Source organism: Mycobacterium sp. (genome assembly GCF_049278535.1).
In the GTDB taxonomy this organism is placed as follows: Bacteria; Actinomycetota; Actinomycetes; order Mycobacteriales; family Mycobacteriaceae; genus Mycobacterium.
The window spans coordinates 1-11,886 of sequence record NZ_JBAPMI010000182.1; the positions used below are offsets into that span (position 1 = coordinate 1).

At 65.8% G+C, this 11,886-nt stretch carries 12 protein-coding genes; 4 read left to right on the top strand and 8 right to left on the bottom strand.

What is annotated here, in order from left to right; all coding sequences use genetic code 11:
- A partial coding sequence (gene arc, locus WAO18_RS12230; RefSeq protein WP_422206539.1) for a proteasome ATPase occupies window positions 1–1,566 on the bottom strand: 1,566 nt, incomplete at its 3' end.
- A gap of 173 nt (window positions 1,567–1,739) precedes the next feature.
- Here arc and WAO18_RS12235 point away from each other — a divergent pair.
- The 3 genes from WAO18_RS12235 to WAO18_RS12245 are packed head-to-tail and all read left to right on the top strand — an operon-like array spanning window position 1,740 to window position 3,076.
- On the top strand, window positions 1,740–2,225 hold the full coding sequence (locus WAO18_RS12235; protein ID WP_422206540.1) for a hypothetical protein: 486 nt from the start codon (window positions 1,740–1,742) through the stop codon (window positions 2,223–2,225).
- A 10-nt stretch (window positions 2,226–2,235) separates the two neighbouring features.
- Window positions 2,236–2,775: a hypothetical protein gene (locus WAO18_RS12240; RefSeq protein ID WP_422206541.1), complete on the top strand. Its 540-nt coding sequence runs from the start codon at window positions 2,236–2,238 to the stop codon at window positions 2,773–2,775.
- Window positions 2,776–2,782: 7 nt separating this feature from the next.
- Window positions 2,783–3,076: a DUF503 domain-containing protein gene (locus tag WAO18_RS12245; RefSeq protein ID WP_422206542.1), complete on the top strand. Its 294-nt coding sequence runs from the start codon at window positions 2,783–2,785 to the stop codon at window positions 3,074–3,076.
- Here the strand turns inward: WAO18_RS12245 and trmI are convergent, their stop codons facing one another.
- Window positions 3,077–3,919, bottom strand: a complete 843-nt coding sequence (gene trmI, locus WAO18_RS12250; RefSeq protein WP_422206543.1) for a tRNA (adenine(58)-N(1))-methyltransferase TrmI — start codon at window positions 3,917–3,919, stop codon at window positions 3,077–3,079.
- Between the two features lie 74 nt (window positions 3,920–3,993).
- On the opposite strand from trmI, the gene WAO18_RS12255 reads away from it, so the two are divergent.
- The gene (locus WAO18_RS12255) at window positions 3,994–4,878 is read left to right on the top strand and encodes a RecB family exonuclease (protein WP_422206544.1); all 885 of its coding nucleotides are present in this window, start codon (window positions 3,994–3,996) and stop codon (window positions 4,876–4,878) included.
- 7 nt (window positions 4,879–4,885) lie between these two features.
- Here WAO18_RS12255 and WAO18_RS12260 read toward each other — a convergent pair whose 3' ends face one another.
- The 6 genes from WAO18_RS12260 to WAO18_RS12285 form a co-directional block, all read right to left on the bottom strand.
- Window positions 4,886–6,256: an FAD-containing oxidoreductase gene (locus WAO18_RS12260; protein ID WP_422206545.1), complete on the bottom strand. Its 1,371-nt coding sequence runs from the start codon at window positions 6,254–6,256 to the stop codon at window positions 4,886–4,888.
- Window positions 6,253–6,732 carry a DUF4126 family protein gene (locus tag WAO18_RS12265; RefSeq protein WP_422206546.1) on the bottom strand — a complete coding sequence of 160 codons (480 nt, stop codon included), beginning with the start codon at window positions 6,730–6,732 and terminating at the stop codon, window positions 6,253–6,255. The genes WAO18_RS12260 and WAO18_RS12265 overlap by 4 nt, the downstream gene beginning before the upstream one ends.
- A 95-nt stretch (window positions 6,733–6,827) precedes the next feature.
- Window positions 6,828–7,721, bottom strand: coding sequence for an ATP phosphoribosyltransferase (hisG, locus tag WAO18_RS12270; protein WP_422206547.1), 894 nt, complete (start codon window positions 7,719–7,721; stop codon window positions 6,828–6,830).
- Window positions 7,721–8,002, bottom strand: a complete 282-nt coding sequence (locus WAO18_RS12275; protein ID WP_422206548.1) for a phosphoribosyl-ATP diphosphatase — start codon at window positions 8,000–8,002, stop codon at window positions 7,721–7,723. The genes hisG and WAO18_RS12275 overlap by 1 nt, the downstream gene beginning before the upstream one ends.
- A gap of 27 nt (window positions 8,003–8,029) precedes the next feature.
- Complete coding sequence (locus tag WAO18_RS12280) at window positions 8,030–9,517, bottom strand: sugar porter family MFS transporter (RefSeq protein ID WP_422206549.1); 1,488 nt, start codon at window positions 9,515–9,517, stop codon at window positions 8,030–8,032.
- Between the two features lie 36 nt (window positions 9,518–9,553).
- On the bottom strand, window positions 9,554–11,886 hold a 2,333-nt coding region (locus tag WAO18_RS12285; RefSeq protein ID WP_422206550.1), incomplete at its 5' end, for a vitamin B12 dependent-methionine synthase activation domain-containing protein.

Here is an 11,886-nt window from a genome sequence, read left to right on the forward strand (position 1 = left end):
GACGACGTTCTGAATCATCGCGCCGGAGTTGAAGTCCTTGAAGTACATGACTTCTTTGTCGCCGTTGGCGTAAGTCACTTCCAGGAACCGGTTGTCGTCGATCTCGGCGTACATCCGGTCGACGACCTTTTCGATCATCGCCTTGATGCACGCTCCGCGGTCACCGTCGAACTCGGTGATGTCGTCGGCGTGCACCGGCAGCGTCTCGACAAGGTACTTCGAGAAGATGTCCTGCGCCGATTCGGCGTCCGGGCGCTCGATCTTGATCTTCACGTCCAGACGGCCGGGCCGCAGGATCGCGGGGTCGATCATGTCCTCACGATTGGAGGCGCCGATCACGATGACGTTCTCCAGCCCCTCGACACCGTCGATCTCGCTGAGCAGCTGCGGGACCACCGTGGTCTCCACGTCCGAGGAAACCCCGGTGCCGCGGGTTCGGAAGATTGAGTCCATCTCGTCGAAGAACACGATGACCGGTGTGCCTTCGGACGCCTTCTCGCGCGCCCGTTGGAAGATCAGCCGGATGTGGCGTTCCGTCTCGCCGACGAACTTGTTCAGCAGCTCGGGGCCTTTGATGTTGAGGAAGTAGGACTTGGCCTCGCGCGCGTCGTCGCCGCGAACCTCGGCCATCTTTTTGGCCAGCGAGTTGGCGACGGCCTTGGCAATCAACGTCTTTCCGCAGCCGGGCGGGCCGTAGAGCAGCACGCCCTTGGGCGGGCGCAGTGCGTACTCGCGGTAAAGCTCCTTGTGCAGGAACGGCAGCTCGACGGCGTCGCGGATCTGCTCGATCTGCCGACCGAGGCCACCGATGTCGTTGTAGGTGACGTCCGGCACCTCTTCGAGCACCAGGTCTTCGACCTCGGCCTTGGGGATGCGCTCGAAGGCGTAACCGGCCTTGGTGTCCACCAGCAGCGAGTCGCCGGGACGAAGCTTGCGAGGCCGCTGGTCGTCGTTGAGGGCGTCGGGGTGACCGTCGGGCAGGTCCTCGGCCACCAACGGCTCGGCCAGCCACACGATGCGCTCCTCGTCGGCGTGGCCGACCACCAGAGCGCGGTGACCGTCGGCGAGGATCTCGCGCAAAGTTGAAATCTCGCCGACTGATTCGTAGGTGCCGGCCTCGACGACAGTTAAAGCCTCGTTGAGCCGAACCGTCTGCCCTTTGCGCAACGACTTCACGTCGATGTTGGGCGAGCATGTCAGGCGCATCTTGCGACCGGAGGTGAAGACGTCGATGGTGTCGTCCTCGTGGGCACCCAACAGCACGCCGTAGCCGCTGGGCGGCTGCCCCAGCCGGTCGACCTCCTCGCGCAGCGCCAGCAGTTGCTGCCGGGCCTCTTTAAGAGTTTCCATTAATTTGGAATTGCGGGAGGCAAGCGAGTCGATGCGGGCCTCGAGCTGGTGCACATCGCGCGGACTGCGTGCGGCGCTGTGCGATCCGGCCGCGTTGTCGAGTTGCTCGCGAAGGATTGCGGCCTCGCGCCGCAGCTCTTCCAACTCGGCAGCGTCTTCGCTGGAGAGGTCTGGTTCGCTTGGGTTACCGAACGCTTCACGCTCAAACTCACCCATGGTGCGCTCCTTTCCCGCTCCGGGACGATGGTGCGGTGGATACCTCAACGCTACCGGCGATTTCCAATTCCTGCGGGAACTCGAATTGGGGCACACAGGCAACAGCGTTAACATCATGTTTAGTCGGCTTTACCGGGAGGACCTCTGTGACCGTGAAAACCCTAGCCACAGGCATGGCGGCGCTGGCCGCTATCGGTGCCGCGGCCGCAGGTGTGACGTGTATTGCATCCGTTACCGCTGTGTCGCCTCGAGTTCAGCCGGTCGTCTTCGGCAAGCCGCTACCGCAGGACCCCATCGCGCCGGCCGGCGTGGACCTGCCCAGCGCCTATCAGCTGGCCAGCGTTCTGAACACGCTTCAGGACCCGAGCGTGCCGTTCGCCAACAAAGGCAATCTCATCGAAGGCGGCATCCCCGTTCCTGCCTCCCTTGCCGACCACGAGCTGCAAAAGGCCGCCTCGAAGGGCAGCCTGCCGCTGACGTTCAACTTCACCAGCATCACGCCCGCCGGTCCGGGTGCCGCGGCCGCAGCGCTCACCGCGACGGGCCCGCACCTCGCCCCGACGTACGAAAACCTCACGTTCGTCAACCAGGGTGGCTGGAAGCTGTCGCACGACTCGGCGATGACCCTGATCTCGGCCGTGCGTTCGTCAGGGCACTGACGGCCGCTGAATGCCCCGACGCCTCAACGCGGTCTTGAGTACCGCCGCGATTGCGGCGGTACTCGGACTTCCGGGGTGTTCCAACGACGACGACGACGCTTCGCCGGAGACCTCGCCACCGTCGACGTCCGCGTCGCCGAGTCCGGCGGCAGCCCCACAGGCCGCGCCGCTGCCGCCGCCCGATGCGTTGACGGGCGTGTTGTACCGGCTGGCCGACGCCGCGGTACCCGGCCCCCAGAAGCTGGGCCTCGTTGAAGGCGCCACGCCGGACAACGCCAGCGTGTTCGACCAGTTCTCCAATGCACTGCTGAACGGCGGCTACACGCCGGTGAAGTTCGAAGTGCGCGACATCGGCTGGTCCGACCGAGATCCCGCCGGCGTGGTGGCCAACGTCGATGTCAGCTCAACCAATTCGCACGGTCCCAGGTTTGCTTTCCCCATGGAGTTCAAGCCGTTTGACGGCGGCTGGCAGCTATCGGCGCGGACCGCCGACGCCCTGCTGGCGTTCAGGACGGACTCCGCGCCGGCGCCGGCGGCGCCCGGTCACTGACCCGGCGATGTGGATCGGCTGGCTCGAGTTCGACCTGCTGCTCGGCGACGTGCGCTCGCTCAAACAGAAGCGATCGGTGGTGCGGCCGTTGATCGCCGAGTTGCAGCGCAAGTTCGGCGTCTCCGCCGCCGAGACCGGATCGCAGGAACTTCACCGGCGGGCGGGTATCGGAGTGGCGATGGCGTCGGCCGATCGCCGGCACGCCGTCGATGTTCTGGATGCCGCCGAACGCCTGGTGGCCGCGCACCCGGAATTCGAATTGTTATCGGTGCGAAGGGATTTGCGTCGCAGCGACGACTGATCACGGCTCGGTTGGGCGTTGCTTCCTGCGCAGCGAGGTCGGGGGGACGGTGCCCGCAGCGAGTCGGCGCGCGGACACCAAAAACGCTGTGTGGCCGCGCATGTTGTGCTGAGGACGGACGGCCAGACCGACCACATTCCAGCCCCGCTGCATCGTCTCCCAGGCCCGCGGTTCGGTCCAGCACTGCTGCTCGCGCAGCGCCTCCACTGCCTTCGACAGCTGAGTAACGGTTGCCACGTAGATGATCAGCACGCCGCCGGCGACCACCGCCCGTGACACTCTGTCGAGCACGTCCCACGGCGCGAGCATGTCCAGCACGACCCGGTCGACCGAGCCGTCGGGTAGATCGGAGTCGACCAGATCGCTGATGACCAGCTGCCAGTTGTCGGGGTCGCCACCGAAGAACGTCTCCACATTGCGGCGTGCGTGCTCGGCGTGGTCGGCGCGGACATCGTAGGAGATCACCTGCCCGCCCGGTCCCACCGCGCGTAGCAGCGAAAGGGTCAGCGCTCCGGACCCGGCACCTGCCTCCAGCACCCGCGCGCCCGGGAAGATGTCGCCCTCGTGCACGATCTGCGCGGCGTCTTTCGGGTAGACCACCTGCGCGCCGCGCGGCATCGACATCACGTAGTCCACCAACAGCGGCCGCAGCACCAAGAACTGGTCGCCGTTGGCCGACTTGACCACGCTTCCTTCCGGCAGCCCGATCAATGCGTCATGTGTGATCGCCCCGCGGTGCGTGTGGAATTCGCCGCCGGGGCTGAGCAACACCGTGTAGTGCCGACCCTTGCCGTCGGTGAGCTGAACGCGATCACCGATGGCGAACGGGCCGGTTGCGGACACAGCCGGTAAGCCTGCCAGCAGACGCGCCGCGACGGGTGCGCGGGGTTGTCCGACCTGGGACCTAGTCTGCGGATATGAGCCGCGACGAACCGGGCAAGCCAGCCAGGAGGCCGGCCCTGTCCCCATCGCGGGCGGCTGACTTCAAGCAATGCCCGCTGCTGTACCGGTTCCGCGCCATCGACCGGCTCCCGGAGCCACCGTCAACAGCGCAGGTGCGCGGATCGGTCGTGCACGCCGCCCTGGAGCAGCTCTACGGCCTTCCCGCGGCGCAACGCGGCCCGCAGACCGCCGATGCGCTGGTCGGTCCGGCGTGGGAGCAGGTGATCGCCGCCGAACCCGAGCTGGCCGACCAGTTGGACGCTGAGCAGCAGAGCGACCTCCTCGACGAGGCCCGCAAGCTGCTATCCGGCTACTACCGCCTGGAAGACCCGACCCGGTTCGACCCGCAGAGTTGCGAGCAGCGAATCGAGGTCGAGCTGGCCGACGGCACCCTGCTGCGCGGGATCATCGACCGGATCGATGTCGCGCCCACCGGCGAGTTGCGGGTGGTCGACTACAAAACCGGCAAGGCCCCGCCCGAGGCGCGGGCGCTGGCCGAGTTCAAGGCCATGTTCCAGATGAAGTTCTACGCGGTAGCGCTGCTGCGCTCGCGGGGAGTGCTGCCGACGCGGCTGCGGCTGATCTATCTCTCGGACGGCCAGCTGCTCGACTACTCCCCCGACGAAGCCGAGCTGGTGCGCTTCGAGAAGACGCTGATGGCGATGTGGCACGCCATTCAATCTGCCGGTGTCACAGGCGATTTCAGGCCCCGGCCGTCGCGGCTGTGCGACTGGTGTGCACACCATTCGCACTGTCCGGTGTTCGGGGGTACTCCGCCGCCCTATCCGGGTTGGCCCGACGCTCCCGACGAAGGCAACCCCGACACCGTCCTGCAGCACAAGGCCGAACCTGCTGCCTGATCGGCGACTACTGCAGCGGCGACATCTCCTGCAGCATCGTGGGTATCAGCTCACACACCGTCGGGTGAATGTGCATCGTGCGCGCCAGCGTCTGGTAGGGAGCCTTGGCTGACATGACGTCCAGGATGGCGTGGATGGCCTCGTCGCCCCCGACACCGAGGATGGCCGCGCCGACTATCTGCTGCGTCTCCGCGTCGACGACGACTTTCATAAACCCTTGCGTCTCACCCTTTTCCACCGCGCGTCCGACCCTGGTCATCGGTCGTTGGCCGACCAAGGCGGGGCGACCGGAGGCACGAACCTGCTCAACGGTCAGACCGGCGCGCCCCAGCGGAGGGTCGATGTAGAGCGCATAGGTGGGGATCCGGTCACTGACCCGGCGCGGATCATCGTCGAGCAGGTTGCCCGCGACGATTTCGAAATCGTTGTAGGAGGTGTGCGTGAACGCTCCCTTGCCGTTGCAGTCGCCCATCGCCCAGATGTGGTCGACGCTGGTTTTCAGTTGGTCATCCACGGTGATGTATCCGCGGGCATCGGTGCGGACGCCGGCCTGCTCGAGACCGAGGTCATCGGTGTTGGGGCGCCGCCCGACCGCCATCAGCAGGTGGCTGCCCGCTATCGGTGCCATACCCGCTCGCGGCGTCAGGTTGAATCCGTTGTCGCGCTTAAATATCCGAATATCGGTGGCGTCGACGACGATGTCGATGCCTTCATTCTCCAGGATCGCCTTGATTGCGACGGAGACGTCCTCGTCTTCGCGCCACGTCAGTCGCGGACCCTTTTCGACCACGGTCACCTTGGCGCCGAAACGCCGGTACATCTGGGCGAATTCCAGGGCGATGTAACTGCCACCGACGATGACGAGATGCTCGGGCAGAGTATCGAGGTCGAGGATCGACACGTTGGTGAGATAGTCGATGTCGGTCAGCCCGGGAATGTCGGGCAGCACCGCACGGCCACCGACATTGAGGAAGATGCGGTCGGCGTGCAATGTCTCGTCCCCGACCCGCAATGTGTGCGGATCCTCGAAGTGGGCATGCCCGCGAATGACGGTGCAGCCCTCCATGCCGTCAAGCCAGTCTTCGACGCCTTTGCGGTCGCCCAGCATGATGGCGTCCTTGCGCGCCTTGACTTTTCGCATATCCACGCTGACCGGGCCGGTGTCGACACCGAAGTCGGCGCCGCGTCGGGCCATGTGTGCGGCCTGCGCACTGGCCACCAAGGTCTTGGTCGGGATGCAGCCGGTGTTGACGCAGGTTCCGCCGATCAGTTTGCGCTCCACCATCGCAACGGTGTGACCGGCCGCGGTCAGCCGCCCTACCAGCGGGGGCCCGGCCTGGCCGGCGCCGACTACGATCGCGTCGAAACGCCGTGTCACAGAGCAGCTGTGACTGCGGCGATCGCGAATCCACCGCCGATCGCGACGGCGTCTTCGAGGAGAGCGATCGGCAGGTCACGGCCAACCTTGCCGGCCAGCCGCCCGCGAGCCTGGTGGCCGACCAGGGTGCCCAGCACCGCGCCGATCACACCAGCTCCGAGCGCGCTCCAGGTGACAGCCCACGCGGTGCCGACGACCGCTCCCGCGAACCCGCCGGCGACGATCCGGCCAATGAACGCCGGCGGCGCCGTGCGCGGCGGTGTCTTGGGTTGTTTGTCGACAAAGAGTTCGCCGAGCGCAAGCACGGTGAAGATGCCGACGGTTATCCAATTGCCAACCCAGGAAGCCCAGGTTCCGTTCAGATTGATCCAGTGCAGCGCCGCGGCCCACGAGATGACCGCCGGGGCTGTCATGGATCGCAGACCGGCGATCACACCAATTCCCAGGGCTAGCAGCAGAACATAGAAATGCGTCATGTGCGACATGGCGACCCCTCCCAGGGCTCGACAAACGAACGCGGCTCTAGCGGGACGCTAACACAGCGACCGCCGTCCCACCGCGGCATTCATGATCAGAATCGGCAGAACCGGATGTCTGATGCCAGGATGGCTTTCGCGCCGATCGCCGCCAGCTCATCCATGATCGAGTTGACGTCGCGGCGCGGTACCAGGGCCCGCACCGCCACCCAATCAGGGTCGGCCAGCGGGGCGATCGTCGGTGATTCCAACCCCGGTGTGATCGATGTCGCGTCGTCGAGAATTGAACGCGGGCAATCGTAATCAAGCATCAAGTACTGCTGGCCGAACACCACGCCTTGCACCCGGGCCACCAGTTGGTCGCGGACGGCGGAGTCCGGACCGCCTTTGCCGGCGTCGGGGTCGACCTGCTCGATGAGGACCGCCTCTGAGTCGCACAGCGTTTCGCCGAAGGCCACCAGATTGTGCACGTTCAAGGTGCGGCCCGAGCCCACCACGTCGGCGATGGCGTCGGCGACACCGAGTTGTATCGAGATCTCGACTGCACCGTCGAGGCGGATCACGGTCGCCTCAATCCCACGGGCCGCCAAGTCTTCTCGGACCAAGTTGGGGTACGCGGTCGCGATGCGCCGACCGGCGAGGTCCTCGACGGTCCAATTGCGCCCGGCCGGAGCGGCGTAACGGAAGCTGGACGAGCCGAAGCCCAGCGCCAGTCGTTCGTTAACGGGCGCGCGTGACTCCCGCGCCAAATCCCGTCCGGTTATGCCGAAGTCGAGCTCACCCGACCCGACATAGATCGCGATGTCCTTGGGCCGCAAGAAGAAGAACTCGACATGGTTGTGCGGGTCGATCACCGTCAGATCTTTGGGATCGGTCCGGCGTCGATACCCGGCCTCGGAGAGAATCTCGACCGCCGATTCGCTGAGCGCACCCTTGTTGGGGACCGCTACGCGCAGTCGGGTGGAGCCGTTGCGGTGAGGCGGCGTCATCAGAGTTTCCGATACACGTCGTCGAGGGTCAGGCCGCGGGCGATCATCATCACCTGAGCCCAGTAGAGCAACTGGCTGAGCTCCTCGGCCAGCGCCTCATCGGATTCGTGTTCGGCCGCCAACCACACCTCGCCGGCCTCTTCGAGGATCTTCTTGCCCACCGCGTGCACTCCACCGTCCAGCGCGGCAACGGTGCTGCTGCCGGGCGGACGGGTGCGAGCGCGTTCGCCGAGTTCGGCAAACAGATCGTCGAAGGTCTTCACGGCCAGCGATTGTTTCATGGGTGGCTAAGCAAAGTCACGGCGGTTTCAGGTCGCGGCGGGTGATCCGCCCGCCGGAGATACCTCGTCGGGCATGTCCTCCAGGGACACCCCGTTGGTTTCCCGAACCCATCGCCACACGAAAAGAAGCGACAGCACCGCACACAGCGCGTAGAAGCCGTAGGCCACGCCAAGTACATGCCGCAGCGCCGGGAAGGTCACCGCGACGGTCCAGTTGGCCATCCACTGCACGCCAGAGGCCAATCCGAGCGCCGCGGAGCGGATGCGGTTGGGGAACATCTCGCCCAGCAACACCCACAGCACCGGGCCCCAGGAAACGGCGAACGCCACCACGAACAGGTCGGCGGCCACCAGCGCGATGATCCCGGACGCCCCGTCGAGTTGCGGCTGGCCGTTGCGCAAGGCTGCGCCGGCGAACACCACCGTCATCGCGATCAGCATCAGCGACATGCCCGCCGATCCGGCCAGCAGCAGCGGTCTGCGACCGAGCCGGTCGATCAGCGCGATCGCCACCAGGGTGATCAGCACGTTGACCCCGGTGGTCACCAATGCAATGGTGAACGACGATTTCTCGCCGAATCCCACTGCCTGCCAGAGCAAATCGGAGTAATTGAAGATCACGTTGATGCCGACGAACTGCTGAAAAACGGCCAGCCCCAGACCGACCCAGACGATGCCATACAGCCCGCCCGTCGGCTTGCGTAGATCGCGCCACGACTGCTGTTTTTCCTGCTCCAAAGAGCCCGCGATGCGAGTGATCGTCAGCTCGACGTCGCGCGGGCCCAGCAGTTGCCTCAACACCTCACGGGCCTGTGAAACCTGTTGTCTGGCAACCAGGTAACGCGGCGACTCGGAGATCGTGAACAGCAGCGCGAAGTACAGCAGTGCCAACGTCAACTCGCCGAGAAAGGTCCAGCGCCAGGCCGCCAGACCCAGCCAGAGCGGCATGCTCGCACCGCCCGCGAGGTGAAACGGCACCCAGGTCGATGCCACCGCGCCGAACAGGCCGCACACGATGGCGAGCTGCTGCAGTGAGCCGAGCCGGCCACGGAAGCGCGGGGGTGAGACCTCGGCGATGTAGGCCGGAGCCGCAACTGACGAGAAGCCGATACCGATGCCGCCGATGAGGTGGAAGACGATGAACATCCATATGCTTGGTGCCAACCCGGCGCCGAGCCCGCAGACGAAAAACGATGCCGCCGAGAGCTTCATCATCGACAGGCGCCCCAACCGGTCGCCGATCCGGCCGGCCCACACCGCTCCGATCGCCGCACCCAGTACCCCGGATGCTGCGGCGAAACCCAGCAGTGCGTTGCCGATGTGAAAATCAGCCTGCAGCGCCTTGACTGCGCGGTTGGTCACCGAGACGTCGTAGCCGAACAACAGCCCGCCGATCGCGGCCACCGACGCGAAACGCGCGGCGGTCAGGAAGGCGACCCGAGCGTCGTGGCTGTTTACCGGCAGGTCTTCATGGGAAGCCGACGGCAGCTCGCCGCCGGCGTCGTCAGCGGCCATGGCTGGCTTGGCACCGGTGTCGGTGTCCTCGATCGCTCAGTCCTCCGGGTTGTAGCCGAGGTTGGGACCGAGCCAGCGCTCGGCTTCCTGCAGGGTCCAGCCCTTGCGCTTCGCGTAGTCGGCGACCTGGTCCTGGGCCATCCGGCCGACCACGAAGTACTGCGACTGCGGGTGCGAGAAATACCAGCCGCTGACCGCAGCACCGGGCCACATAGCCATCGACTCGGTCAGCTCGATGCCGGTCCGCTCCTGGACGTCCATCAACTCCCAGAGCGTCGCCTTCTCGGTGTGCTCTGGGCAGGCGGGGTAGCCGGGGGCGGGGCGGATTCCCACGTACTTCTCGCCGATGAGTGCCTCGTTGTCCAGCTTCTCGTCAGGCTGGAATCCCCAGAACTCCTTGCGGACCCGTTGGTGCATCCGTTCGGCGAACGCTTCTGCCAGCCGGTCGGCGATCGACTCCAGCAGGATCGCGCTGTAGTCGTCGTTGGCCGCCTTGAACTCCACGATCTTGTCCTGGCTGCCGAGCCCTGTGGTGACGGCGAAGGCGCCGACGTGGTCAGCCAGCCCGGTGTCCTTGGGCGCGATGTAGTCGCCCAGCGACCGGTTCGGGATGCCCTCCCGGTGCTCGCCCTGCTGGCGCAGGTTGTGCAACGTGGTCAGCACCTCGGCACGGGTTTCGTCGGTGTAGACCTCGATGTCGTCGCCGACCGCATTCGCCGGGAAGAACCCGATCACCCCGTTGGCAGTCAGCCACTTCTCCTTGATAACGGTGTCGAGCATCTCCTGGGCGTCGTCGTACAGCTTGCGGGCAGTCTCACCCGAGGCCGGATTGTTGAGGATGTCGGGGAACCTGCCCTTCATCTCCCAGGCGTTGAAGAACGGCTGCCAGTCGATGTACTCGCGCAGTTCGGCGAGGTCGTAGTCGAGGAACTCCCGCACGCCGAGCCCCTGGGCAGGCACCGGTGGCGTGTAGCCGTCCCAGTCGATCGGCGTCCGGTTCGCGCGGGCCTTCTCCAGCGTCAGCATCGGCCGCTCGCTCTTCTGAGCGTGCCGTTCGCGCAGGGCTGCGTAGTCGGTCTCGGTCGCCTCCAGCAGGGCTGGACGCTGCTTGTCGTCGAGGAGCGCAGCAGCGACCGGCACCGAGCGGGAAGCGTCCTTGACCCAGACCACCGGACCGGTACGACGCGGCGACACCTTCACGGCCGTGTGGGCGCGCGAGGTGGTCGCGCCACCGATCAGCAGCGGGATCTCCAGCCCCTGGCGTTCCATCTCGACGGCGAAGTTGACCATCTCGTCCAGGGACGGGGTGATCAGGCCGGACAGCCCGATGATGTCGGCGTCGTGTTCCTTGGCCGCAGCCAGGATCTTCTCGGCGGGCACCATCACCCCGAGGTCGATCACTTCGAAGTTGTTGCACTGCAGCACGACCCCGACGATGTTCTTGCCGATGTCGTGGACGTCGCCCTTCACGGTCGCCATGATGATCGTGCCGTTGGTGTCCTTTCCAGCGGCGGCGCCAGACTCTTCCTTCTCCGCCTCGATGAACGGCAGCAGGTACGCGACGGCCTTCTTCATCACCCTGGCCGACTTCACGACCTGGGGCAGGAACATCTTGCCCGCGCCGAAGAGGTCACCGACGACGTTCATGCCGTCCATCAGCGGGCCCTCGATCACCTCGATCGGGCGACCACCTGCGGCGGCGATCTCCGCCCGCAATTCCTCGGTGTCGGACTCGACGTCGGCGTCGATGCCCTTGACCAGGGCGTGTGTGATCCGCTCGCGGACCGGGAGGCTACGCCACTCGGCTGCCACGGGGTCTCCCATTCCCGAGGCCTGGTCCTTGCTGTTGAACCGTTCCGCGATCTCCAGCAGCCTTTCGGCGGCATCCTCGCGACGGTTCAGGACGACGTCCTCGATCCTTTCCCGCAGCTCGGGGTCGATCGAGTCGTAGGGCACCAGTGCGCCGGCATTGACGATGCCCATGTCCAGGCCGGCCTCGATGGCGTGGAACAGGAACACCGCGTGGATCGCCTCGCGGACGGGGTTGTTGCCCCGGAACGAGAACGAGACGTTCGAGATGCCGCCCGAAATGTGCACTCCTGGAAGGTTTTCCTTGATCCAGGCGCAGGCCTCGATGAAGTCGATCCCGTACGTCGCGTGCTCCTCGATACCGGTCGCCAGCGCGAAGCAGTTCGGGTCGAAGATGATGTCCTCGGCCGGGAAGCCGACCTGTTCGGTCAGAATCCGGTAGGCGCGCCCGCAGATCTCCTTGCGGCGCTCCAGGTTGTCGGCCTGGCCCTGCTCGTCGAAGGCCATCACAACGACGGCGGCGCCGTACTTGCGGCACAGCCGTGCCTCGCGGATGAACT

What these genes read in the sequence shown, in the direction of transcription:
- WAO18_RS12245 (WP_422206542.1), top strand. Translation starts at nt 2,783, where the DNA reads ATGTGGATCGGCTGGCTCGAGTTCGACCTGCTGCTCGGCGACGTGCGC.
- WAO18_RS12255 (WP_422206544.1), top strand. Translation starts at nt 3,994, where the DNA reads ATGAGCCGCGACGAACCGGGCAAGCCAGCCAGGAGGCCGGCCCTGTCC.
- WAO18_RS12275 (WP_422206548.1), bottom strand. Translation starts at nt 8,002, where the DNA reads ATGAAACAATCGCTGGCCGTGAAGACCTTCGACGATCTGTTTGCCGAA.
- WAO18_RS12235 (WP_422206540.1), top strand. Translation starts at nt 1,740, where the DNA reads ATGGCGGCGCTGGCCGCTATCGGTGCCGCGGCCGCAGGTGTGACGTGT.
- hisG (WP_422206547.1), bottom strand. Translation starts at nt 7,721, where the DNA reads ATGACGCCGCCTCACCGCAACGGCTCCACCCGACTGCGCGTAGCGGTC.
- WAO18_RS12265 (WP_422206546.1), bottom strand. Translation starts at nt 6,732, where the DNA reads ATGACGCATTTCTATGTTCTGCTGCTAGCCCTGGGAATTGGTGTGATC.
- WAO18_RS12240 (WP_422206541.1), top strand. Translation starts at nt 2,236, where the DNA reads ATGCCCCGACGCCTCAACGCGGTCTTGAGTACCGCCGCGATTGCGGCG.
- WAO18_RS12280 (WP_422206549.1), bottom strand. Translation starts at nt 9,517, where the DNA reads ATGGCCGCTGACGACGCCGGCGGCGAGCTGCCGTCGGCTTCCCATGAA.